Origin of the sequence: Janthinobacterium sp. KBS0711 (genome assembly GCF_000988085.1) — a bacterium.
Lineage (GTDB): Bacteria > Pseudomonadota > Gammaproteobacteria > Burkholderiales > Burkholderiaceae_D > Janthinobacterium > Janthinobacterium lividum_E.
The window spans coordinates 224,561-247,754 of record NZ_LBCO01000024.1 but is presented as its reverse complement, the minus strand read 5'-3'; the positions used below and the strand labels follow the sequence as shown (position 1 = coordinate 247,754).

The window sequence follows — 23,194 nt, the reverse complement described above, 5'->3', positions numbered from 1 at the left end:
GCTAGTGTCGATTCTGTTTAGTGTGAGCGGCGATCGCCGGGGCTGCAGGAGCTGGCGCGTCGTCGCTCTGGATGGTGGCAATGCCGGCCAGCTTGAGCTGGGCGGCGCGCGGTTTGGGCTTGCGGCTGGCGGCAGGCGACTTCAGCAGCGCCTGCTCGGCCACGTCCAGCGCCAGTTTGGCGGCGGCTTGCTCACCGGCGCGGCGGCTTCCGCCACGGCCGTAAACCTGGATGTTCAATTTCGGCACCAGGCATTCGATCTCGAATTCCTGGCTGTGGGCGGCGCCGTGGGTGGCCACCACGTTGTACTGTGGCAGCGAAATTTTCTTGCTTTGCAAAAACTCCTGCAGCAGGGTCTTGGCATCCTTGCCCAAGGTTTGCGGATCGACCGAGTCGAGGATGGGAATGTAGAACGCGCGGATCACCGTGCTGGCCGCATCGAAGCCCGTGTCGAGGAAAATGGCGCCCAGCAAGGCTTCCAGGGTATCGGCGAGGATCGATGGACGGCGGAAGCCGCCCGATTTCAGTTCGCCTTCGCCCAGGCGCAAAAATTGCGACAATTCCAGCTTTTGCGCGATTTCATACAGCGACTGCTGCTTGACCAGATTGGCACGCAGGCGCGACAGATCGCCTTCATCGATGGACTTGAAGCGTTCGTACAGGATGGAAGCGACCACGCAGTTGAGGATGGAGTCGCCGAGGAATTCCAGCCGCTCGTTATGCAAACTGCTGTGGCTACGATGCGTCAAGGCTTGCTGCAACAGGCCAGCATCCTGGAACGTATAGCCTAAACGGGTTTGCAATAGCTGAAGATTCATTGTTGTTTCTGTGTCATCTGAGTAATTCGGCTGGCCGCCGCGCGGGGAATCGGCACGGCAGCCATAGGGACGGCCTAGTGTATGCCGCCCACACGTTTCGGATTGCTGAAGTTCATCCACACGAGGAAAGCCTTGCCGACGATGTTTTCGTTCGGCACGAAGCCCCAGTAGCGGCTGTCCGCGCTATTGTCGCGGTTGTCACCCATCATGAAGTAATTGCCTTGTGGCACTACACACGTAAAACCGTCTTCGTTGTAGTTGCACGCATCCTTGTGCGGGAAATCCTTCACTTCGCGCAAGTTCAACGTTGGAGCAGGCTCGTCGTTGAGGATGCGATGGCTGACGCCCGTCAGGTTTTCTTCCAGCTGCTTGTGGTACACGGTGCTTTCATCGTCCAGGTAGTCGTCCAGCGGCGTATACGCCACTTCCTTGCCGTTGACCGTCAAGCGCTTGTTTTCATAGGTGATTTTATCACCGGGCACACCGATCACGCGCTTGATATAGTCTTGCGACATGTCTTTCGGATACTTGAACACCATCACGTCGCCGCGCTGCGGATCATTGACTTCAATGATGCGCTTGTTGACGATCGGCAAACGAATGCCATAGGTGAACTTGTTCACCAGGATCAGATCGCCCACCAGCAAGGTCGGCACCATCGAGCTCGACGGGATCTTGAACGGCTCGTACAGGAACGAGCGCAGGCAGAACACGAGCGCGATGACGGGGAAGAAGCTGCCCGAATACTCGACCCAGGTCGGCTGGCGTAACAGGGCCGCCTCGATGCTCGCGCGGCTGCCGCCCGCATCGGACTTGATGCCCTCGGCGGCCAGCTTGGACTGGCGCGCATCGAATTCAGCCAAGGCGCGGTCCGCCGCCTTGCGGCGCTGCTTGGACAGATAAAACACATCCAGGCACCAGACCAGGCCCGTCAACACCATCAGCACGAACAGGATTAAAGCGAAATTTCCTAAAATCACTTGCAGGTTCATTGATTAACCATCCACTTGTAAAATTGCCAGGAATGCTTCTTGCGGGATCTCCACGGAACCCACTTGCTTCATGCGTTTCTTACCCGCTTTTTGTTTTTCCAGCAATTTCTTCTTGCGGCTGATGTCGCCGCCATAGCACTTGGCCAAGACGTTCTTGCGCAAGGCTTTTACGTTCTCGCGCGAAATGATGTTCGCGCCGATGGTCGCCTGAATCGCCACGTCGAACATCTGGCGCGGGATCAGTTCACGCATCTTGGCGGCCACCTGGCGGCCACGGTACTGGCTGTTCGAACGGTGGACGATGATGGCCAGCGCATCGACTTTTTCGCTGTTGATCAGCATGTCGACCTTGACCACGTCGGCCGCGCGGTATTCCTTGAACTCGTAATCCATCGAGGCATAGCCGCGCGACGTCGATTTCAGACGGTCGAAGAAGTCCAGCACGATCTCGGCCATCGGCATTTCATACACGAGCTTGACCTGGCGGCCGTGGTAGCTCATGTCCATCTGGATGCCGCGCTTGCCGATACACAAGGTAATCACGGAACCCACGTATTCCTGCGGCATGTACAGATTGACCGTGACGATAGGCTCGCGCACTTCCTCGATGCGCGACGGATCGGGCATCTTCGACGGATTATCGACGTTGATCATGGTGCCGTCGCGCTGGATCACTTCGTACACCACGGTTGGCGCCGTGGTGATCAGGTCCATGTCGAATTCGCGCTCAAGGCGCTCCTGCACGATTTCCATGTGCAGCAAGCCCAGGAAGCCGCAGCGGAAGCCGAAGCCCAGCGCCTGCGACACTTCCGGCTCGTACATCAGGGCCGCGTCGTTCAGTTTCAGCTTTTCCAGCGAGTCGCGCAGCGCGTCATACTGGTTCGCTTCCACTGGGAACAGGCCGGCGAACACTTGCGGCTGCACTTCCTTGAAGCCAGGCAATGGCGCGGCGGCAGGACGGTTGGCCAGGGTGACGGTGTCGCCCACCTTCGCCGCCTTCAATTCCTTGATGCCAGCGATGATGAAGCCCACCTGGCCTGCCGACAATTGCGGCAAGGATTGCGAACGGGGAGAAAACACGCCGATGTCTTCCACCAGCTGCACCGAATCGGTGGCCATCAGGCGAATCTTGTCTTTCGGTTTCAGGGTGCCGTTGATGACGCGCACCAGCATGACCACGCCCACATAGGCGTCATACCAGGAGTCGACGATCAGCGCCTGCAGCGGCGCATCGGGGTCGCCCTTCGGTGGCGGCACCTTGACGATCAGTTGCTCGAGCACGTCCAGCACGCCGAAGCCCGTCTTGGCCGAGCAATGCACGGCGTCGCCGGCGTCGATGCCGATCACATCTTCGATCTCGGCAATGGCGCTCGGCGGGTCCGCGTTCGGCAAGTCGATCTTGTTCAGGACGGGCACCACTTCCACGCCCAGGTCCAGCGCCGTGTAGCAGTTGGCCACCGTTTGCGCTTCCACGCCTTGCGACGCGTCCACGACCAGCAGCGCGCCTTCGCACGCCGACAGCGAGCGCGACACTTCATAGCTGAAGTCGACGTGGCCTGGCGTATCGATCAGGTTCAGGTTGTAGATCTGGCCATCGCGCGCCTTGTAGTGCAGGGCCGCCGTTTGCGCCTTGATGGTAATGCCGCGCTCGCGCTCCAGATCCATCGAATCGAGCACCTGCGCCTCCATCTCGCGGTCGGACAAGCCGCCGCACAATTGAATGATGCGGTCAGCCAGGGTCGATTTACCGTGGTCAATATGGGCGATGATGGAGAAATTGCGTATGTTGTTCATTAACTAATATATGTGCGAGTGACGACACTGCTTAACAGGAATCAAGGGGATCATGCCCGGGCCAAACCCGGCACCCCGCTCATGATGAAAAAAGCGCTCCGAGCAGGACATCTGCATGCCCAGGCGAGCGCTTTTGAAGCGACAGAAGCTGCTGCCTCGGACAGTAGCTTTTTCGACCTCCCCATTTTACCGGATTTCAGAGTAGAAAGCCCGTCTTATGAGGCCGGTACAGGGGCAAGCCGACATTTTCAGCTGTTTTCAGCACCAGAATGGTGCAATGCAGTGTCAATATTGACAATCAAGCTACACCAGGCAGCGCCGCACGGCCGCCTCGTCAAGGAAATAATGGCAGAGCTCAGGCTGCGCCAGGTCGCCAAACAGCACCGGCACCAGCTCGTCGAAACGCGCCAGCAGCGAGGCGTCGGGCGAGGCATCGATATCGATCACGTCCACCGTGAACGGTTTTCCGGGCGGCTGCAGCAAGAGCAAGGCGTCCAGCATGTCCTGGCAAAGGTGGCAATAACTGCGGGAATAGAGGGTGAAGTGCATGGCGGGCAGGATACCGCATCCCGGCCGCGGCCGGAATGCGGGATGATCACATGGTTACTTCGCCGACGGGCGCAGCGAAACGAATTGCGCCGTATCGCCACGGCGCACCAGCACGGCCGACGTCTTCTTCGGATCGAGCTTGGCGACCAGGGCATTGAACTGTTTGACATCTTTCACGGCAACGTTATTCAGTTGCAAGATCACATCGCCAGGCTGCAGGCCGGCTAGGGCCGCCACCCCATCGGCCTCGTCGACCAGCACGCCCGCGTCGATCTTCAGCTCCTGTTTCTTCGCGGCCGGCACGTCGCTGACTTTCAAGCCCAGCGCGTTGGCGGTTTGCACTTCCGGCTCCTTGGTGCCCTTCTTTGCCATCTTGCCGTTCTCCAGCTCAATCACCGTGATGGGCAGGGCCTGCTGCGCACCATTGCGCCAGATGGTGATGTTGGCCTTACCATTGACGGCGGAACCACCGACCAGACGCGACAGGTCGGAAGCACGATCGACGGTCGTGCCATTGAATTTCAGGATGATGTCGCCCGGCTTGATGCCCGCCTTGTCGGCCGGACCGCCCGGCTCCACCATCGACACTTGCGCGCCATTCGCATTCGGCAAGCCCAGCGATTCCGCCACGTCCTTGCTGAGTGCGCCGATCTGCACACCGATGCGGCCACGCGCCACCTTGCCCGTCTTTTTCAGCTGCTCGCCCACGCGCATGGCTTCATCGATGGGCACGGCAAACGAAATGCCGTTGTACGCGCCGGACAGGGTGGCGATCTGCGAATTGATGCCGATCACTTCGCCGCGCATATTGATCAGCGGACCGCCCGAGTTGCCGGGATTGACGGCCACGTCGCTCTGGATCAGGGGCAAATAGTCGCCCGTGTCGCGCGACTTGGCGGAAATAATGCCAGCCGTCACCGTGTTATCCAGGTTGAACGGCGAGCCGATGGCGATGACCCACTCGCCCACGCGTATCTTGTTGGAGTCGCCGATGGTCAGGCGCGGCAGATTACTGCCTTCGATTTTCAGCAGGGCCACGTCGGTGCTGCCATCGGCGCCGATTACCTTGGCCTTGAATTCGCGCTTGTCCGTCAGGGTCACGTAGACTTCATCGGCGCCATCGACCACGTGGGCATTGCTCAACACATAGCCATCGGCCGAAATGATGAAGCCGGAACCGACACCGCGCTGCACTTCCTGTTCCTGCGGCACGGCGCGGCGGCCGCCGCGTGGCGCCTGCTGGCGCGGTGTCGGCATGGCGCCGCCAAAGAAGCGGCGCAGGAACTCCTGCATTTCCTGCTCATCCTGGCTGCCGGCACCGGGGCCGCTCATCTTCAGGCGCTCGGTGGTACGGATATTCACGACGGCCGGGCCGACGGCGTCGACCAGGTCAGAAAAATCAGGCAGTTTCACGGCCGGCACGGCGGCCTGCGCCTGTGGCGCCAGGCCCAGCATGGTGGGAGCAAAAAAGACGCCAGCCGTACCGAACAATAAGGCGGAAAGTGTCTTCACTGAAAACGACTTGCTGGCAGCACACATGTTTTTTTTCATGGAATGGATCTTCTCGAATATATAAACGGATCAAAACGGGGATCAGGCGATTTCCTTGCTGCATGCTTGGCCGTCACGACGACATCCCAGGGGCAAACTCACCTGGCAGCGTGCATGGCAAACAATGCAACAATATATCGCAAAAGCAAGATATTGCCTGCGCACAGTGTCAATCGTACCGAAGGCCAGTGTCAAGGGGGCGACGGGGACGTTAAGCCTGGTATAAGATGGCGCAGCGGCAATGCTAACGCTGCGCCAGCGGTCCCGCCTCCAGCGGCTCGGCTGTGCTCGGCGGCACGATGGCGGCGGACAAGGGCAGCAACGGCTCCGCAGCGGCAGCCGCCCCCTCGGGCGCCGCCTCGGCGGCCAGGCAACTGGCCAGGCGGGTATCGAACTGGGCGCTCAATGCATGGCCGTACTGCTCCGAGCGCAGCACGTCACCGATATGGCGATAGGCATCCCAGGCTTGCCGTCCCTCATCCGTATCGAGGGCGGCAAAAGCCAGTTCGAGTTCGCTCGCCGCCAGCTCGCCATCGGCCAGGGCGGAAATAGTCTCGTGCAATCGTGTGTGCGTATCCATGATGGGTCCTGCCATTTCAAAAGGATCGGTGCGGAAACCGGACGCAGCCATGCCAGCCTCATACTCCCCAGATTACCAGCGCTTGTCAATCGGCATGTCCAGCAACGGTTTCAATTTCTCCGCAATCACTTCGCGCGCGCGAAAAATCCGGCTGCGCACGGTGCCGATGGGGCACGCCATGATTTCCGATATTTCTTCATAGCTCAGGCCCTCGATCTCGCGCAGCACGATGGCCGTACGCAATTCGATGGGCAGCACATCCATGGCCGCATTGACGGTGGCCGCAATCTGCTTGCTGGCCAGCACCGATTCCGGCGTATTGTTGTCGCGCAATTTATTGCCATCATCGAAGGACTCCGCCTGCTCGGCGTCGGTATCGCTGGACGTAGAGGCGCGGCGCCCCTGCGTGACAAGATAATTCTTGGCCGTATTGATGCCGATGCGGTACAGCCAGGTATAAAAGGCGGCATCGCCGCGAAAATGGCGCAGCGCCCGGTATGCCTTGATAAAGGTTTCCTGCACCACATCTTCGGCCTCCGCCGGGTCATGCACAAGGCGCGACACGAGGCGCATCAAGCGGCGCTGGTATTTCGATACCAGCACATCGAATGCCCGTTTGTCGCCAGCCTGCACCCGCTCGACCAGTAACTGATCATACTCGCGCTCTGTCCTCACGCCCAATGCCCCTGTAGTCATGCAGCGTGGGCGCCTGTATGGATATAGAGTTGGCCCGCTGCAAGAAGTTCAGTGTTCGCCCCACATTTATTCTTCCCCATTCCGCGCCGCGATGGCCCGGCACGCCACGGCCAACGGGCGGAAGGCGGCGCAGCTGCTGCCGCGCTGCACCAGCACATCCGCGCGCCGCCCTGCGGCATCTGCCAGGCACAGCACCAGCAGCGCCGGCCACAACGTCGAGCCCGGCAACAGGCGCAGCCCCGGGGGCACCAACGGCGCCGGCCCAGCCGGCTCCGCCACCGCGCTGGCATCTATCCCCGACGCCCCGCCACGCTCCAGATATACCGCCAGCCGCAACTGGCCAACCGGCGAAATATCAAGCGTCTGCGGCTTTCTGCGCTTGCGCAGCAAAGCAAGCAAAAACATGCCGCCAACCGCACTCAACAGCGCACCGCTCGAGCCCAGCGCATACCCGCCCACCATCTGGCTGTGGCCAAGGCCGGGGCCGGACAGGGCCGCAACGCGCCACGCGCCGCTCAAGGGCCAGGCGGCCAGCAAGGCGCACAGTCCCAGCACCGCTTGCAACAGGCGCAAACAGACAGGCATGCGGATGACAGCCGCTACTGCAATTGACATACTTCATGGGAGAAAAAAGGCGCGCCGGCAACATGCCGGGCAAATTCAGGCGCCAACGAACGTTGGCGCCGAATCAGCGCTCACTACAGTTTGACCGTAGCGAGCGCTTGAAAGTTCCTGCTTATTTCGCTTTACCGAAAATCAGCGTGCCATTCGTTCCGCCGAAGCCGAACGAATTCTTCACTGCATAATCGATCTTCATATCCCGCGCCGTGTTGGCACAGAAATCGAGATCGCAAGCCGGATCCTGGTTGAAGATGTTGATGGTCGGTGGCGACACCTGATGGTGCAATGCCAGTACCGTAAACACCGCTTCCAGACCGCCCGCGCCGCCCAGCAAATGGCCCGTCATCGACTTGGTCGAGTTGACAACCAGATTCTTGGCGTGCTCGCCGAAGGTGCGTTTGATGCCCATCACTTCCGCCACGTCGCCTTGCGGGGTCGACGTGCCGTGCGCGTTCAGGTACTGAATCTGATCCGCGTTCAAGCCAGCGTTGTTGAGGGCCGCGATCACCGATTTGCTGCCGCCGCTACCATCTTCCAGCGGCGAGGTCATGTGATAAGCATCTGCGCTCATCCCGAAACCATGCACTTCGGCATAGATCTTGGCACCACGGGCCACCGCGTGCTCGTACTCTTCCAGCACCATGACGCCAGCGCCCTCGCCCAGCACGAAGCCGTCGCGGTCGGTATCCCACGGACGCGATGCCGTTGCCGGATCGTCGTTGCGGGTCGACAAGGCACGTGCCGAAGCGAAACCGCCCAGGCCCAGTGGCGACACGGTCGATTCAGCACCGCCGGCGATCATGACGTCGGCATCGCCGTACTCGATCATGCGCGCTGCGGCACCGATGCTGTGCAAACCGGTGGTACACGCAGTAACGATCGCCAGGTTCGGGCCCTTCAGACCATATTTGATCGAAAGGTTGCCAGAAATCATGTTAATGATCGAGGCAGGCACGAAAAATGGCGAGATACGGCGCGGACCGCGCTTTTCGTACTCGGACTTGGTTTCCTCGATCAGCGGCAAGCCGCCGATACCGGAACCGATGATCACGCCGATACGCTCGGCGTTTTCTTCGGTCACTTCCAGGCCGGAGTCCTGCATCGCCTGGATGCCCGCAGCCATGCCGTAATGGATAAAGGTATCCATGTGGCGGGCTTCCTTACCGGAGATGTACTCTTCGATATTGAAGCCTTTGACTTCACCAGCGAAATGCGTGGTGAATGGCTGTGCATCAAACTTGGTAATCGTGGCAATGCCGGATTTACCTTCAATGATTGCGCCCCACGCCTCGGCAATAGTATTGCCGACAGGTGAAACGCAGCCCAGGCCGGTGACAACAACACGACGGTTTTTAGAACGGCTCAAGCGATTCTCCTGAAGTCGGTCAGACAGGCTTAGGCCTTGACGTGTGCAGTGGCGTAGTCGATCGCCTGTTGCACGGTGGTGATTTTTTCAGCTTGTTCGTCAGGGATTTCCATTTCGAATTCGTCTTCCAGGGCCATGACCAGTTCCACGGTGTCCAGGGAATCGGCGCCGAGATCGTCGACGAAGGAGGATTCGATTTTGATGTCTGCTTCTGCAACGCCCAGTTGCTCAGCGACGATTTTCTTAACGCGTTGTTCGATATCCGACATGTTATGGCTCCAAAGTGTGTGTTACGGAAAGTGCGCGCATTTTATCAGGTTTGCGCGTCCGAATACTAATTTCGGTGTCTGCTGCTAATTCGACCGAAGCTGCTGCTAAAAGATGCGATTATAGACAAAAACGGCCGTTGAATCATGCCACAAACGCCCGCCCCGTCTAGCTTTCACATCAATTCATGTACATCCCACCGTTCACGTGCAGGGTCGTGCCCGTGATATAGGCCGCTTGCGGCGAGGCCAAAAAGGCCACGGCCGCTGCCACGTCTTCCGGCTTGCCCAGACGGGACAGGGGAATTTGCGTCAACAGGGCCGCGTGCTGCTCTTCGCTCAGCGCCTTGGTCATGTCGGTATCGATGAAGCCCGGCGCGATGCAATTCACAGTAATGTTGCGGCTGCCGATTTCGCGCGCCAGGGCGCGGCTCATGCCTTCCACGCCGGCCTTGGCCGCCGCGTAATTCATTTGCCCCGGATTGCCCGACGACGCCACCACCGACGTGATATTAATGATACGCCCAGTTTTGGCTTTCATCATGCCGCGCAACACGGCGCGCGACAAGCGGCCGACAGCCGACAGGTTGGTGGAAATGACGCTGTCCCACTCTTCATCCTTCATGCGCATGGCCAGCTGGTCTTGCGTGATGCCCGCATTGTTGACCAGGATCGACAGGCTGCCGTAGGTTTTCTGCACTTCGTCGACGACGGACGCGCAGCGCGCCGCATCGGTGACGTTCAGGACCAGGCCCTTGCCCGTCACGCCTTCGGCGGCCAGGTAATCGGTGATCGCTTGCGCGCCGCTTTCCGAGGTGGCGGTGCCAACGACGGTAGCGCCCTGTTTGCCCAGTTCGGTGGCGATGGCGCGGCCGATGCCGCGCGAGGCGCCCGTGACCAGCACGACTTGATTTGCTAAATTCATGAGTATCCTTAAGAGCAAGCGCGGCAGGCAAGCTGCCGCAATCTGATGTTTATTTGAGCTGCGTCAAAATGCGTTCCAGCGATGTCTGGTCGACGATGGCGTCGCCCACCAGCACGGGATCGATGCGCTTGGCCAGGCCCATCAGGACCTTGCCCGGACCGCATTCGATCACTTGCGTGATGCCGTCGGCCGCCACTTTTTGCATGGTTTCCACCCAGCGCACGGGGCTCGCTGCCTGGCGCACGAGCGCATCCTTGATGCCGGCAACGTCGTTGACGATGGCCACGTCGACGTTGTTGATCAGGGCGATTTGCGGCGCCGAGAACGTCAAGCCGGCCATGTATTCGCGCAAACGGTCCGAGGCCGGTTTCAGCAGCGACGAGTGGAATGGCGCGGAAACGGGCAGCTTCATGGCGCGCTTGGCGCCCTTGGCCTTGGCCAGTTCGCAGGCGCGCTCGACGGCAGCCGTATGGCCGGCGATGACCACTTGCGCTGGCGCATTGAAATTGACGGGTTCGACCACCAGGGCCGGGTTTTCCGCCGCCGCTTCCGCACAGGCGGCGCGCACGTCATCATCCGACAGGCCCAGCACGACAGCCATCGTGCCCTGCCCCACGGGCACGGCTTCCTGCATGGCTTGCGCGCGGAAACGCACGAGCGGCACGGCATCCTTGAACGAGATGACGCCGGCGGCGACCAGCGCCGAGTATTCACCGAGGCTGTGACCGGCCACGACCGTCGGCACCGGACCGCCGGCCGCCAGCCAGGCGCGATAGAAGGCCACGGCCGCCGTCAGCATCACCGGTTGCGTATTGGTGGTGAGATCCAGTTCTTCCTTAGGACCTTCGGCGATCAGCTTGCCCAGGTCGAATTGCAGGGCATCCGACGCTTCGGCCACGGTCTGCGCAACCACGGGGTTGCCGGCGAAACCGTCGAGCATCGCAATCGCTTGCGAGCCTTGGCCTGGGAAAACAAATGCAAATTGTGTCATGTCGACTCCGTTTTTTTACTATTTATTCAGAGAACCAAATGCAACTGCTGGGGTACGTCCTTGCGGGATCGGAATTCACTCCATTGGAATGCATTCCCCCGACGGGTCGGACCCCGAAATCAGCCTTCGGCCATCACATCTTTGCCAGCACGGCGCCCCATGTAAAGCCGCCGCCCACGCCTTCCATCATGACGTTGTCGCCCTTCTTGACACGGCCATCGCGCACGGCGATGTCGAGCGCCAGCGGGATCGAGGCGGCCGAGGTATTGCCATGCTGGTCGACGGTGACCACCATCTTTTCCAAAGGCAAGCCGAGTTTCTTGGCCGTGCTGTTCATGATGCGGATGTTCGCCTGGTGCGGGATCAGCCAGTCGATCTGGTCCGATGTCATGTTGGCGTGTTCCAAGGCTTCGTGCGCGACTTTTTCCAGCACGGACACGGCCAGCTTGAAGACGGCCGGGCCATCCATGTACAGGAAGGCGCTACCGTCCAGCGCGCCGCCAGCCAGGCTGCCCGGCACGCTGAGGATGTTCGAGTGGCGGCCGTCCGCGTGCAGCTTGGTGGCCAGGATGCCCGGCTCTTTTGACGCCGTCATGACGATGGCGCCGGCGCCGTCGCCGAACAGCACGCAAGTGCCGCGGTCGTCGAAATTGAGGATGCGCGAAAACACTTCGGCGCCGATCACCAGCACGTTCTTGTGCATGCCCGACTGGATGAAGCTGTCGGCCGTGGCCACCGCATACACGAAACCGCTGCAGACGGCTTGCACGTCGACGGCGGCGCAGTTGTTCGTGATGCCGAGCTTGTTTTGCACGATGCAGGCCGTGCTGGGGAAGCTGCCGAAGAAATCGGGAGTCGAGCTGGCGACGATGATCAGATCGAGGTCGTTGCCGTTCAGGCCAGCCATTTCCAGGGCCTTCTTGGCCGCCTCCACGCCCAGGTCCGAGGAATTTTGCATTGGCGCCGCGTAATGGCGCGCCGAAATGCCGCTGCGCGAGACGATCCATTCATCCGACGTCTCGATGCCCTTGGCGGCGAGCTGTTCGGTCAAGTCCTGGTTGGTGACGCGCTTCTCCGGCAGGTAGCTGCCGGTACCGATAATTTTGCTGTAAGTTTTGCTAAAAACAGTCATGCAAGTACCCGTCCACTAAATGGTAGAGCTTGTTGATGTAGGTTCATCCGGAACTGGCGTGCGCGGCATCAGCTCGGCGATCATGCTGGCCAAGTGCGCTTGCACGTCATTTTTTGCCGCATCAAAAGCGCGGCGCAAGGCCCATTCGAAGGAATAGGCATCGGCGCTGCCATGGCTCTTGAAGACGAGGCCACGCAAGCCCAGCAGGCTGGCGCCGTTGTAACGCGAAGGATTCAAGCGGTTGCCGATGGCTTTCAGGGCCCCGCGGGCGATCAGCGCGCCCAGCATGGTGATCGGATTGCGCTTGAATTCGGAAGTGAGCACGTCTTTCATGAAGCGCGCCAGGCCTTCGATGGCTTTCAGGGTGACGTTGCCGACGAAACCGTCGCAGACGACGATGTCGGTCGTGCCCTTGAAGATATCGTTGCCTTCCACGTTGCCGTAGAAGTTCAGCGCGCCACGCTCGTGGTCGGCCTGCAGCAGCTTCGAGGTGAGTTTCACCACTTCATTGCCCTTGATATCTTCCGTGCCCACGTTCAGCAAGCCGATCGTCGGGCGCTCGATACCTTCCATGGCGGAAACGAGCACGGAACCCATGATGGCGAACTGATGCAAGTGATGCGGTTCGCAATCGACGTTGGCGCCCAGGTCCAGCATGTAAGTGGGGCCGTTCTTTTGATTCGGCAAGATGCTGCAGATGGCAGGGCGATCGACGCCGGACATGGTTTTCAATACATAGCGCGACACGGCCATCAGGGCTGCCGTATTACCGGCGGAAACGGAGGCTTGCGCCACGCCGTTCTTGACCTGTTCGATGGCCACGCGCATGGAGGAATCCTTCTTGCGGCGCAGGGCCACTTCCAGAGGGTCGTCCATGGTAACTTGTTCGGAGGCATGCAATACCGACAGGCGCGGATGCGTATCGGCTTTATGTTTCTTCAGTTCGGCACGAATCACGTCTTCCAATCCAACAAGGATCAGTTCGGCTTCAGGCTCATGTTTTACGAAGGAAATTGCTGCGGGGATAGTAACTGAGGGACCGTGATCTCCGCCCATGCAGTCGATAGAAATTTTGATTGTCATTTGTGTTGATTCAATACCGCTGCGGGCGTGCGGCAAGATGTGAATCGGACTGGAGCATATGCAGGGTGCAGCATGTCATGCACAGGCCTGGACAGCGTGATTCAAAATGACGGGTGTGCAAGATGAATTGCAGCCGATAAAAAAGAAGAAGCGGCGCCACGCCGAATAACCACGCAACACCGCTTTCATCTTACCCAACAAAAACGTCGATTACTCGTCGTTTTTGGTCTTCAACACTTTACGGCCACGATAGAAGCCGTTAGGGCTGATATGGTGACGCATGTGTGTTTCGCCGGTAACTGGCTCGACACTCAATTGCGGCGCGACCAGGAAGTCGTGCGAACGGTGCATGCCGCGCTTGGAAGGGGTTTTCTTGTTCTGTTGAACTGCCATGATGACTCCTAATACATAAGTTCTAAAATTTTAGCACAATCGATTGGCAAATACATGCGAATCGAGTATCCCAGCGGCAAAGACTACCCGAAAATAGCCCGGACCGACATCGTTTATTACAATTACATTTCACTACACTTGCCATACTCGATTACAACACGCGTTTGACACGTTCTTTGATGGGGAAAACCCCTTTACTACTTTATTCTGGCTTCAAGTCTTTCAGTGCCGCAAACGGCGACTTCTTTTCAGTCTTGAGAGCATCGAGCTGCGCCGTATCGGGGCAGACGTCGTGTTTGGGTACCTGCGGCAGGGCCAGCAAGGCTTCATCTTCGATCAGGGCCGCGGCATCCATGTTGCGGCTGCCGACGATCACGTCGATCGATTCATCGTTGATGATTTCTTCGATCTCGTCCGCGTGCTCGTCATCCTTGCCCAGCATCAGAGTGGTCGTCGAATCTATTGCGTAAGCATACGGAGTCAGGCAGCGCTGGCAAACCAGCTGAACGGTGCCGTTGACCGACAAGGTCAGTTGTGGGTAGCCCAGCTTGCTGGTGCCGCCGACGATCTTCCAGGCGATCTCGCCGGAACTATCTGCACAATCCTTGGTCAACCGGGTCATTTCAGCGACAGGAGTTACACCCTCGCGGCTCCCGCTGATACGACAAAAATCAAAGGCGTCGATCACAAAAGCATTCATTGGTAGAAAATTTCCCCGGAAAACCTGCGATAATAACAGGGTTTTTAGCACGGAGTCAAAGGCTAAGCATCTTTTTTGACGCAATCATTGCCATCAACATGACAACTTCATCAACACCGTCATGCCGCATAGAGCCTCAGTTATGGGCTCTGCGCCCAGGAATTTGCGTGAAATTCCACTGACATCGACCAGCGCGGCCATGCCGGCCGCCACCCACTACCGAATGATACCAACTTCCGCCCCATCGCGCTTGATTCTTGCATCGAGTTCGACCTACCGCAAGGAATTGCTGGAACGCCTGCGTCTGCCTTTCGAGGTGGCCGTGCCCGATCTCGACGAAAGCCCCCTGCCGGGCGAAAGCCCCAGCACCACGGCCCTGCGGCTGGCGCAGGCCAAGGCGCAGGCCGTGCTCGACCGCTATCCTGGCAGCCTCGTCATTGGTTCCGACCAGGTCGCCACACTCGACGGCGCACAGATCGGCAAGCCCGGCAACCATGCCAATGCCTTGCTGCAACTGCAAACCATGCGCGGGCGCCAGACCGTGTTCCACACGGCACTGTGCCTGCTCGATGGTCGCCAGTCGCCCGCCGTAGCCCAAGTGGAAGATATCCAAACCCTCGTCACCGTGCGCGACCTGCCCGACGCGGAACTGGACGCCTACCTGCGCATCGAGCAACCGTACGATTGCGCCGGCAGCGCCAAGAACGAAGGCCTGGGCATCGCCCTGCTCGAACGCATAGCCACCACCGACCCGACCGCCCTGACCGGCCTGCCATTGATCGCCCTCACCGGCATGCTGCGCAAGGCGGGCGTGGCGTTTTTCACCATTTAATTACCGACAAGAAGAATATGACCGGCACCCTGTACCTGATTCCCAACCACCTTGGCCTGTCCGACGGCGCAAGCGACCCGCTGAGCCACATCATTCCAGAGCAAGTACGGCAGATCACGTCGCAGCTCGATTATTTCGTCGCGGAAAACGCCAAGACGGCGCGCGCCTTTTTGAAATTGATCGGCAACCAGCATCCGCTGGCCAAGCCGCTGCAGGAAATCACGATTTCCGAACTGAACGTGAATACCCCGGCGCAAGCGCTGGCCGGCTTGCTGGCGCCGCTGCTGGCGGGACGCGATGCGGGCCTCGTGTCGGAAGCGGGCGTGCCCGCCGTGGCCGACCCGGGCGCCGACCTCGTGCGCCTGGCGCATCAGCACGGCATCAAAGTGCGTCCGCTGGTGGGCCCGTCGTCGATCCTGCTGGCCGTGATGGCCAGCGGCTTGAACGGCCAGAGCTTCGCCTTCAACGGCTACCTGCCTACGGACGCGGCCCTGCGCGCCAAGCGCATCAAGGAACTGGAAAGCCGCTCGCGCAATGAAAAGCAGACCCAGCTGTTCATCGAAACGCCGTACCGCAACGCCGCCATGCTGGAAGCCCTCGTGGCGCAATGCGCGCCTTCGACGCTGATCTGCGTCGCCACCGACCTGAGCCTGGACACGGAAAGCGTGCAGACGTGGAATGGCGGACAGTGGAAGAAACAATTGGCCGCCGGCAAGGCGCCCGACTTCCACAAGAAACCGACCGTGTTCCTGTTGCTGGGACAGTAATCGTTCTCCCATAAAAAACGCCACGGTCGACTGCACCGTGGCGTTTGCATTACTTCACTACGACAATCATTACACGCGACGGGTACCAGTATTTTTCTGTCCGCCCTTGCCCGTTTCCAATACGAACTTCGCGCCATCGTCGCGGCCCAGTACCTTCACCAGGTAGGGCATGACTTCGCGCAACATCGGCTCCAGGGTGTACGGCGGGTTTAAGATGAACATGCCGCTGCTGTGCAAGCCGAAGCCGTCCGGCGACGGGGTGTTGACCGTCAGGGTCACGTGCAGCCAGTCCGAGCTGGGCAGCTGCTTGAGCTTGTCGGCGAACTGGCGCGATTCCATGCGCTGCAGCACCGGGTACCAGACGGCATACATGCCCGACGGGAAACGCACGAGGGCGTCGGCCAGGGTGTCCTTGACCTTGCGGTAGTCCATCTTGTCTTCATACGGCGGGTCGATCAGCACCAGCGCGCGGCGCGATGGCGGCGGCAGCAAGGCTTTCAGGCTCTGGAAGCCGTCAGCCTTGGTGATGAGCACGCGCTTGCCGCGCACGGTCGGACGCTCGCCCTGGGCCAGCGCATGCGCCTCGACCTTGCGGAAGTTGTCAGCCAGAATCTTGGCATCGGCAGGATGCAGCTCGAACAGGCGCAGACGGTCTTGCTCACGGCTGACCTTGTCGGCGCAGTACGGCGAACCCGGGTAGTAGCGCATCTTGCCGCTCGGATTCATTTCCTTGATCAGTTTCATGTACTCGGCCAGCGAGGCCGGCAGATCCGTGCGGTCCCACAGGGGCGCGATGCCCGTTTCGTACTCGGCATTTTTCGAGGCATAACCGCCGTCGAGCGCATACACGCCCGCGCCGGAATGGGTATCGATATAACTATAGGCGGTATCTTTTTGATTCAGATATTGCAACAACTGAATCTGCACATAATGCTTCAACACATCGGCGTGATTACCCGCGTGAAAGGCGTGGCGGTAACTCAACATAAGCTGGCTAATTCCATAATAAAAATAAATAAAGGCGGGAGCGCTGACACCGGGCAGGGCATGAAAACAGACTGGAGGGGTCAGGCTGCGGGGCCAGGAAACAGCATGGACCAGCGTAATCAGCGCGCAATTACCAGCATTATCCACCAGAAAGGTGGATTGCATCAAAAAACACGGCTAAACAAGCCCATGCATTCCCGGGACTGGCGTCGCCGGGCGCGGTAGAATACGCGCATCGGGCGCCCGCGCCCATCCGCCTACTAATAGAAACGACCATGCACAGCCTGACCCTCACGACCGATAACCGCGCCGACGTCGCGGCAACCCTGGCCGGCCCGCGCTGGACGGTGGCCTGCCTGTGTGCGCTGTGGTGCGGCACTTGCGGCAGCTACCGCGCCACGTTCGAGGAACTGGCCGCGCGCCACCCTGACACCGTCTTCGTCTGGATCGACATCGAAGACCAGGCCGATGTGGTGGGCGACCTAGACATCGACAATTTCCCCACCCTGCTGATACAGCGCGAAGACAACGTGGCCTTCTTCGGCACCGTGCTGCCGGACGGCGGCCTGGCGCACCGCATGGTGCAGGCGCAGCAGGCGCTCAGCGCCGAGGAACTGGCGACGCTGGCCAGCAGCACGCAGGAGCGGCGCGACTGGCAGCGCGACTGCAATCTGCGTCACATGCTGGCCGCCACCCTGGCCTGATCCACATCAAGCCAGGCGCAGCGGCAGGCTGCGCAGCCTTTTCCCCGTCAGACTGAACACGGCGTTGGCCACGGCCGGCGCAATCGGCGGCGTGCCCGGTTCGCCCACGCCTTCCGGATGCTCGGCGCTGGCGATGATGACGGTTTCCACCTCGGGCGTTTGCCCCATGCGCAGCACGGGATAGTCGTGGAAGTTGCCCTGCTCGACTTGTCCCTCCTTGAACGTGATCTCGCCGCCCAGCGCCGCCGACAGTCCGAACAGCACGGCCGACTCCATCTGCTGGGCGATGATGTTCGGATTGACGGCGATGCCGCAATCGATGGCGCACACGACGCGCTGCACGCGAATTTCGCCGTTTTCCACGGACACCTGCGCCACTTGCGCGACGATGCTGCCGAACGACTGATGCAAGGCCACGCCATGCGCATGGCCGGGCGGAGGAGTTCCTGCCTTGGCAACTGCCGCATCGAGCACGGCCAGGTGGCGCGGATGCCGCACCAGCATGGCGCGGCGGAAGGCGATGCCGTCCTGCCCCGCCGCGTGCGCCAGTTCGTCGATAAAGCTTTCCTTGAAAAAGGCGTTGTGCGAATGCCCGACCGAGCGCCAGTAGCCGATGGGAACGGCGCTATCGGCGATCACGTGGGCGATGCGCTGATTGGCGATTTCATACGGCATGTCGAATTCGCCTTCGGCCGTCGTCTTGTCCGGCCCCGCACCGGGCAGGCCGAAATTGCGCTGCAGGTACTGGTGCGTGATGGAGCCGCTGACGGATTTGTTGTCCCAGGATGCGATGCTGCCATGTTCGTCGAGGCGGGCCGCAAAGCGGGCCAGCGCGGCGGGACGGTACATATCGTGCTTGGTGTCCTGCTCGCGCGTCCACACCAGCTGCACGGGCGCGCCATCGCACTGCAGCGCGATGGCCACGGCTTGCGCGATCATGTCCACTTCCAGGCGGCGGCCGAAACCGCCACCGAGCAGCAGCACTTCGATGCTGACGTCCTTCGCATCGACGCCGGCCACTTTCGCCGCCACGTCGACGGCGATGCCGGGCGCCTGCGTCGAGGCCCACAGCATCACCTTGCCATTTTTCACCTGCGCGGTACAGTTGACGGGTTCCATGGCGGCGTGCGCGAGAAACGGCGCGCGGTACTCGGCGCTGATCTGTCGCATGCCCTGCACGGCTTTGTTTTCCACCTCGCCGCTGGCGTGATACGCATAGCCTGCCTCACTATCGAGCAGGCGGGCAAACTCCGCGTAGACGGCGGCGCTGGACAGGTTCGCCTGCGGGCCAGCCTTCCACTGCGTCGGCAAGGCGGCCGCCGCCTGCTTGGCGCGCCACCAGGTGTCGGCCACCACGGCGGCGCACGAGACGCTGCGCCGCGCCAGTTGCGGCGTCAGGTCCAGCACCTTTTTCACGCCGGGCATGGCGAGTATCGGCGCCGCGTCGAACGCGGACAGGGTATCGCCCAGGCGCGGCGGCAGATGCAGGGCTGCATACAGCATGCCGGGCGGACGCGCATCGATGCCGAAACGCGCGCTGCCATTGACTTTCGACGGCGTGTCGCGGCGCGGCGCCGGCTGGCCGATCAGCTTGAAATCCTTGGGCAGTTTCAGCACGGGCGTGCCGGGGTCGATGCTGGCGGCGCGCTGCGCCAGGCTGGCGTAGCTGGCGCGCCGGCCGTCCGGGTGGATCACTGCGCCATCCTGCGTGCGGCACTGCGCGGCCGGCACCTGCCACAACGCGGCGGCGGCGCCTACCAGCATGGCGCGCGCGGAAGCGCCCGCCTCGCGCATGGGCCCCCAGCCATCCTTCACGCTGGACGAACCGCCCGTGACGATCACGCCCAGTTCGCGCGCCGCCTTGGCGACCGTCCACTGCGCCAGCGCCTTCAAGCGTCCCTGGTCGTCCGGATGGAAAGGCAGGCTGTCCTTGAGCATGGCGACATTGCCGAAGATCTTATCGTTCGGCGCCTGGATCAGTTTGACGCTGGCCAGCGACACGTCGAGCTCCTCGGCCACCAGCATCGGCAAGGCCGTATGCACGCCCTGCCCCATCTCGCTGCGCGGCATGGCCAGGAGGACACTGCCATCAGCTTGAATAGCCAGCCAGCCGTTCAAGGCCACGGCGCCGTCGACCAAAGGCAGCGGCGCGCTGCCATGCAGGCGCTGGCGCGGCGGCAGCACGCCCCAGCCCAGCACCAGGGCGCCCACGCCGGCCACGCCGAGACCCAGGCCGCCGAGCAGGAAACGGCGGCGCGACGTGTTTTTTTCTGCGGCCATGGAATACCCTTTATTAGTTAATGATCGATCCAGCGCTCCAGCATATCCTGAGCCAGCACCGGACGGCTATAAAAATAACCTTGCGCCAGCTTGCAGCCATGGCGCAGCAGGAAGGCGGCCTGCTCTTCCGTCTCCACGCCTTCGGCGATCACCGATAATTGCATGCTCTTGCCCAACTGGATGATGGCAATCGCAATGGCTTCGTCGTTGACGTCCGTCGAGATATCCTTGATGAAGGAACGGTCGATCTTCAGGGTCTGCACGGGCAGCTGCTTCAGATACGCGAGCGAGGAATAGCCGGTGCCGAAATCGTCGATGGCCAGGCCCACGCCGATGGCGTGCAAGTCGTTGATGAAACCGAGGGCGTCGCCCGTGTTCATGATGACGGATTCCGTCACTTCCAGTTGCAGGCGCTGCGGCTCCAGACCCGTTTCCTTCAATATGGCGGCCACCATGCCGGCGATGCTGCCCCGCTCGAACTGTTTTACCGACAGATTCACGGCCATCTTCGGCACGTGCAAGCCCTGCGCCTGCCAGCGCATCATCTGGCGGCACGCTTCGTCGAGCACCCATTTGCCCAGCTGGTTGATGAAACCGCTGTCCTCGGCCAGCGGGATGAAGCGGGCCGGCGGCACCAGGCCCAGTTCCGGGTGGTTCCAGCGCACCAGGGCTTCGACGCCGACCAGGCGGCCCGTGTCGATTTCCACCTGCGGCTGGTAATTGAGGAACATCTCGTTCTTCTCGATCGAGCGGCGCAAAAAGGTTTCCAGGCGCAGCCGCTCGACGCCCTCGCCCGTCATCGACGGCGCATAGAAGCGGTAGCCATTGCGTCCGCGCGCCTTCGCCTGGTACATGGCCACGTCGGCATTGCGGATCAGCATGTTCAAGTCCAGCGCATCGTCCGGATACAGGCTGATACCCACGCTGCAGGTGACGAACAGCTCGTGGCCGGCCACCGTGAACGGCTGGTCGAACATGGTCATCAACTTTTCCGCCACCTGCGTGGCGCCATATTCGCCGTCGATGCGTTCGAGCAGGACGATGAACTCGTCGCCGCCCAGGCGCGCCAGGGTATCGCCTTCGCGCAGGCGGGCCGCCAGCTGGCCGGCCACCTTTTGCAGCAGTTCGTCGCCCACATGGTGGCCCAGGGTGTCGTTGACGTTCTTGAAGCGGTCCAGGTCGATGAACAGCACGGCCAGCTGCTCCTGGTCGCGCGCGGCGCGCAGCAAGGCGTGCTGCAGACGGTCGTGGAACAGCAGCCGGTTCGGCAGCGCCGTCAACGGGTCGTGGTGGGCCATGTGGTCGAGCTTTTCCTGCGACTCCTTGATCAGAGTGATATCGCTGAACACGCCCACGTAATGCGTGGTGCCGGCGCGCGCGTCGCGCACGGCGCTGATGGTCAGCCACTCCAGATACAGCTCGCCGTTCTTGCGCTGGTGCCAGATCTCGCCGCGCCAGAAACCGCTGGTCTTCAATTCGTCCCACATAGCCTGGTAGAACGCCGCATCGTGGCGCGCCGAGCGTGTCAGAGAAGAGTGCTGGCCGACCGCTTCGGCTTCGGCGTAGCCCGTGATTTGCGTGAAGGCGGGATTGACGGTGACGATGATGCCATCCGCATCGACCACCATCACGCCGTCGGCGATGTGTTCGAGCACCGTGGCCGACAAACGCAGTTTTTCTTCGGCTTCCTTGCGCGCCGTGATATCGGCGTACACCCAGATGCTGCCCTCGTTGGGGCGCAGCGGATCGAGCGCGCAGCCGCTCACCAGCGCCCAGAACAGGCTGCCGTCGCGGCGCTTGTACTGGCGCTCCTCGCTGAAATCGCCGCCCGCGGCCAGCGCCGGATACTGGCGCTCGCCCGCCTCCTCGAAGTCATACGAACTGGTAAACACGATGGCGGTGGAATTGCCCGTCATCTCGGCATGGCCGTAGCCAAACAGTTCCTCGCAGCGGCGGTTGACGGAAATGATGCGGCGGTGGCGCACGAACATCACGCCGAACATCACGTTGTCGAGGATCGCGCTCTGCTCCGTCAGCAGCGCTTCGATGCGCATCTCGTGGTGCTTGCGCTGGCTGATGTCGGCGATGATGCCGTCGATCCAGATGACGCCCTGCTCGCCCGCCTGCGGCTGGCCATTCTCGGCCACCCAGCGCTCGATGCCGAAAGCGTCGATGATGCGGTATTCCAGCGCATACGGCCGCCCGTCATGCACGGCCTGACGGACGGCGCGGCGATGCTCGCGGCGGTCTTCCGGGCAAATCAGGTCGGCCCAGGCATGCGTGGTGCCGCGCATGAACTGGCGCGCCGAATAGCCGGAGATATCTTCGATGGCGTCGCTGACGAAATCGATGGGGCCGTCGGGCCGGTAGCGGAAGACGGCGCCCGGCACTTGCGTGACGATGGTGCGGAAACGCTCTTCGCGCTGGCCCACATCCTCGAACAGCTGGCCGATGGCGGCGCGCATTTGCTCGAGCTGGGCCGTCAGGCGACCCAGTTCATCATTGCCGTGCGAGGCCAGGGGCGTGTCGAAATCGCCGTGCGACAGACGGTCGGAAAAGCGCGTCAGGCGGCGCAGGGGCTTGAGCAGGCGGCGGTTCAGGAACAGCACGATCAGCGCCATCGACACGGCCAGCTGCGCGCCCAGCACGAAAATATACGACATCTGCTTTTCGCGCAGTTCCTGCTGGCTGCGCGCATCGTCCATCTCGACGACGACGTGGCCGATGCGTTCGCCGCGCACGAGAATGTCGCGCCCGGCGCGGTACAGATTGCCCACGGGCCGCTGCGGCGCCTGCAGGCTGATGAATTCCGTGTCGCCCTGCCCCAGCACTTTCACCAGCAGCACGGAACGGTCGCGCATCACCGACTCGACCAGCGAATGGGCCGATTCCGCATTCATGTTCCACAGCGACTCCTGCATGCCCAGCGCCAGGATGTCGACATTGCGCTGCAAGGCCTCGTTCAGGCTGGTGCGCGCCGACTGGCGCTCATGCACGCCGACGAGCACGTAGCTGCCGAAGATGGCGGGAACGACGAGGCCGCCAAATACCACCAGCAGCAAGGCGCCATAGATCGATGAGCCATACAGCACGCGCAGGCTGGCGCGCAGGCGCTGGTAAGGTGAATTAAACATGCGGCAACAGGGCAACAGGGATCAGGCGGGCGAT

General features: G+C 61.2%; 22 protein-coding genes. 3 read left to right on the top strand and 19 right to left on the bottom strand.

Annotated elements, in window-relative coordinates; genetic code table 11:
• Position 1 precedes the first annotated feature (1 nt).
• From rnc to VM94_RS13625, 16 genes are all read right to left on the bottom strand, one after another.
• Positions 2-817: a ribonuclease III gene (gene rnc, locus VM94_RS13700; protein WP_046683971.1), complete on the bottom strand. Its 816-nt coding sequence runs from the start codon at positions 815-817 to the stop codon at positions 2-4.
• A 74-nt stretch (positions 818-891) separates the two neighbouring features.
• Positions 892-1,809: a signal peptidase I gene (gene lepB, locus VM94_RS13695; RefSeq protein ID WP_034749618.1), complete on the bottom strand. Its 918-nt coding sequence runs from the start codon at positions 1,807-1,809 to the stop codon at positions 892-894.
• Positions 1,810-1,812: 3 nt separating this feature from the next.
• The gene (gene lepA / locus VM94_RS13690) at positions 1,813-3,603 is read right to left on the bottom strand and encodes a translation elongation factor 4 (protein ID WP_034749621.1); all 1,791 of its coding nucleotides are present in this window, start codon (positions 3,601-3,603) and stop codon (positions 1,813-1,815) included.
• A 303-nt stretch (positions 3,604-3,906) separates the two neighbouring features.
• Positions 3,907-4,152, bottom strand: a complete 246-nt coding sequence (locus tag VM94_RS13685) for a glutaredoxin family protein (RefSeq protein ID WP_046683970.1) — start codon at positions 4,150-4,152, stop codon at positions 3,907-3,909.
• Positions 4,153-4,206: 54 nt separating this feature from the next.
• Positions 4,207-5,703, bottom strand: a complete 1,497-nt coding sequence (locus VM94_RS13680) for a DegQ family serine endoprotease (protein WP_046683969.1) — start codon at positions 5,701-5,703, stop codon at positions 4,207-4,209.
• A gap of 244 nt (positions 5,704-5,947) precedes the next feature.
• Positions 5,948-6,283: a sigma-E factor negative regulatory protein gene (locus VM94_RS13675; RefSeq protein ID WP_046684588.1), complete on the bottom strand. Its 336-nt coding sequence runs from the start codon at positions 6,281-6,283 to the stop codon at positions 5,948-5,950.
• A gap of 72 nt (positions 6,284-6,355) precedes the next feature.
• Positions 6,356-6,979: an RNA polymerase sigma factor RpoE gene (gene rpoE, locus VM94_RS13670; protein WP_046683968.1), complete on the bottom strand. Its 624-nt coding sequence runs from the start codon at positions 6,977-6,979 to the stop codon at positions 6,356-6,358.
• 66 nt (positions 6,980-7,045) lie between these two features.
• Entirely contained in the window at positions 7,046-7,552 is a 507-nt protein-coding gene (locus VM94_RS27285; protein ID WP_144417551.1) for a hypothetical protein, read from the bottom strand.
• A 163-nt stretch (positions 7,553-7,715) separates the two neighbouring features.
• Positions 7,716-8,966 carry a beta-ketoacyl-ACP synthase II gene (gene fabF, locus VM94_RS13660; RefSeq protein ID WP_034749634.1) on the bottom strand — a complete coding sequence of 417 codons (1,251 nt, stop codon included), beginning with the start codon at positions 8,964-8,966 and terminating at the stop codon, positions 7,716-7,718.
• Between the two features lie 29 nt (positions 8,967-8,995).
• Positions 8,996-9,235: an acyl carrier protein gene (gene acpP / locus VM94_RS13655; RefSeq protein ID WP_008449912.1), complete on the bottom strand. Its 240-nt coding sequence runs from the start codon at positions 9,233-9,235 to the stop codon at positions 8,996-8,998.
• A 178-nt stretch (positions 9,236-9,413) separates the two neighbouring features.
• Positions 9,414-10,157 (bottom strand): 3-oxoacyl-ACP reductase FabG, encoded by a 744-nt coding sequence (gene fabG, locus VM94_RS13650; RefSeq protein ID WP_046683966.1) that lies wholly within the window; start codon positions 10,155-10,157, stop codon positions 9,414-9,416.
• Between the two features lie 49 nt (positions 10,158-10,206).
• Positions 10,207-11,148: an ACP S-malonyltransferase gene (fabD, locus tag VM94_RS13645; RefSeq protein WP_046683965.1), complete on the bottom strand. Its 942-nt coding sequence runs from the start codon at positions 11,146-11,148 to the stop codon at positions 10,207-10,209.
• A 133-nt stretch (positions 11,149-11,281) separates the two neighbouring features.
• Positions 11,282-12,280, bottom strand: coding sequence for a beta-ketoacyl-ACP synthase III (locus tag VM94_RS13640; RefSeq protein WP_046683964.1), 999 nt, complete (start codon positions 12,278-12,280; stop codon positions 11,282-11,284).
• A gap of 15 nt (positions 12,281-12,295) precedes the next feature.
• Entirely contained in the window at positions 12,296-13,363 is a 1,068-nt protein-coding gene (gene plsX, locus VM94_RS13635) for a phosphate acyltransferase PlsX (RefSeq protein WP_034749647.1), read from the bottom strand.
• 210 nt (positions 13,364-13,573) lie between these two features.
• Complete coding sequence (rpmF, locus tag VM94_RS13630) at positions 13,574-13,756, bottom strand: 50S ribosomal protein L32 (protein ID WP_034749653.1); 183 nt, start codon at positions 13,754-13,756, stop codon at positions 13,574-13,576.
• A gap of 202 nt (positions 13,757-13,958) precedes the next feature.
• The gene (locus VM94_RS13625) at positions 13,959-14,456 is read right to left on the bottom strand and encodes a YceD family protein (RefSeq protein ID WP_046683963.1); all 498 of its coding nucleotides are present in this window, start codon (positions 14,454-14,456) and stop codon (positions 13,959-13,961) included.
• A 223-nt stretch (positions 14,457-14,679) separates the two neighbouring features.
• Between VM94_RS13625 and VM94_RS13620 the strand changes: the two genes are divergently transcribed.
• Both VM94_RS13620 and VM94_RS13615 read left to right on the top strand, forming a co-directional pair.
• Positions 14,680-15,288, top strand: a complete 609-nt coding sequence (locus VM94_RS13620) for a Maf-like protein (protein WP_046684587.1) — start codon at positions 14,680-14,682, stop codon at positions 15,286-15,288.
• A 17-nt stretch (positions 15,289-15,305) separates the two neighbouring features.
• Positions 15,306-16,055: an SAM-dependent methyltransferase gene (locus VM94_RS13615; protein WP_046683962.1), complete on the top strand. Its 750-nt coding sequence runs from the start codon at positions 15,306-15,308 to the stop codon at positions 16,053-16,055.
• 69 nt (positions 16,056-16,124) lie between these two features.
• On the opposite strand, the gene VM94_RS13610 is transcribed toward VM94_RS13615, so the two are convergent.
• Entirely contained in the window at positions 16,125-17,042 is a 918-nt protein-coding gene (locus VM94_RS13610) for a 23S rRNA (adenine(2030)-N(6))-methyltransferase RlmJ (RefSeq protein WP_034749665.1), read from the bottom strand.
• 275 nt (positions 17,043-17,317) lie between these two features.
• Between VM94_RS13610 and VM94_RS13605 the strand changes: the two genes are divergently transcribed.
• Positions 17,318-17,746 (top strand): thioredoxin family protein, encoded by a 429-nt coding sequence (locus VM94_RS13605; protein WP_046683961.1) that lies wholly within the window; start codon positions 17,318-17,320, stop codon positions 17,744-17,746.
• A 6-nt stretch (positions 17,747-17,752) separates the two neighbouring features.
• On the opposite strand, the gene VM94_RS13600 is transcribed toward VM94_RS13605, so the two are convergent.
• Together VM94_RS13600 and VM94_RS13595 are read right to left on the bottom strand one after the other, a co-directional pair.
• Positions 17,753-20,026: a xanthine dehydrogenase family protein molybdopterin-binding subunit gene (locus VM94_RS13600; RefSeq protein WP_046683960.1), complete on the bottom strand. Its 2,274-nt coding sequence runs from the start codon at positions 20,024-20,026 to the stop codon at positions 17,753-17,755.
• 17 nt (positions 20,027-20,043) lie between these two features.
• Complete coding sequence (locus tag VM94_RS13595) at positions 20,044-23,160, bottom strand: bifunctional diguanylate cyclase/phosphodiesterase (protein WP_046683959.1); 3,117 nt, start codon at positions 23,158-23,160, stop codon at positions 20,044-20,046.
• Positions 23,161-23,194 lie beyond the last annotated feature (34 nt).

Coding starts and splice junctions, on each gene's coding strand:
- VM94_RS13680 (WP_046683969.1), bottom strand. CDS start 5,703: ATGAAAAAAAACATGTGTGCTGCCAGCAAGTCGTTTTCAGTGAAGACA.
- VM94_RS13640 (WP_046683964.1), bottom strand. CDS start 12,280: ATGACTGTTTTTAGCAAAACTTACAGCAAAATTATCGGTACCGGCAGC.
- VM94_RS13620 (WP_046684587.1), top strand. CDS start 14,680: ATGATACCAACTTCCGCCCCATCGCGCTTGATTCTTGCATCGAGTTCG.
- VM94_RS13600 (WP_046683960.1), bottom strand. CDS start 20,026: ATGGCCGCAGAAAAAAACACGTCGCGCCGCCGTTTCCTGCTCGGCGGC.
- VM94_RS13605 (WP_046683961.1), top strand. CDS start 17,318: ATGCACAGCCTGACCCTCACGACCGATAACCGCGCCGACGTCGCGGCA.
- rpmF (WP_034749653.1), bottom strand. CDS start 13,756: ATGGCAGTTCAACAGAACAAGAAAACCCCTTCCAAGCGCGGCATGCAC.
- VM94_RS13675 (WP_046684588.1), bottom strand. CDS start 6,283: ATGGATACGCACACACGATTGCACGAGACTATTTCCGCCCTGGCCGAT.
- VM94_RS13610 (WP_034749665.1), bottom strand. CDS start 17,042: ATGTTGAGTTACCGCCACGCCTTTCACGCGGGTAATCACGCCGATGTG.
- fabD (WP_046683965.1), bottom strand. CDS start 11,148: ATGACACAATTTGCATTTGTTTTCCCAGGCCAAGGCTCGCAAGCGATT.
- lepA (WP_034749621.1), bottom strand. CDS start 3,603: ATGAACAACATACGCAATTTCTCCATCATCGCCCATATTGACCACGGT.
- rnc (WP_046683971.1), bottom strand. CDS start 817: ATGAATCTTCAGCTATTGCAAACCCGTTTAGGCTATACGTTCCAGGAT.
- rpoE (WP_046683968.1), bottom strand. CDS start 6,979: ATGACTACAGGGGCATTGGGCGTGAGGACAGAGCGCGAGTATGATCAG.
- VM94_RS13615 (WP_046683962.1), top strand. CDS start 15,306: ATGACCGGCACCCTGTACCTGATTCCCAACCACCTTGGCCTGTCCGAC.
- fabG (WP_046683966.1), bottom strand. CDS start 10,157: ATGAATTTAGCAAATCAAGTCGTGCTGGTCACGGGCGCCTCGCGCGGC.
- VM94_RS13685 (WP_046683970.1), bottom strand. CDS start 4,152: ATGCACTTCACCCTCTATTCCCGCAGTTATTGCCACCTTTGCCAGGAC.
- VM94_RS13625 (WP_046683963.1), bottom strand. CDS start 14,456: ATGAATGCTTTTGTGATCGACGCCTTTGATTTTTGTCGTATCAGCGGG.
- lepB (WP_034749618.1), bottom strand. CDS start 1,809: ATGAACCTGCAAGTGATTTTAGGAAATTTCGCTTTAATCCTGTTCGTG.
- acpP (WP_008449912.1), bottom strand. CDS start 9,235: ATGTCGGATATCGAACAACGCGTTAAGAAAATCGTCGCTGAGCAACTG.
- VM94_RS13595 (WP_046683959.1), bottom strand. CDS start 23,160: ATGTTTAATTCACCTTACCAGCGCCTGCGCGCCAGCCTGCGCGTGCTG.
- plsX (WP_034749647.1), bottom strand. CDS start 13,363: ATGACAATCAAAATTTCTATCGACTGCATGGGCGGAGATCACGGTCCC.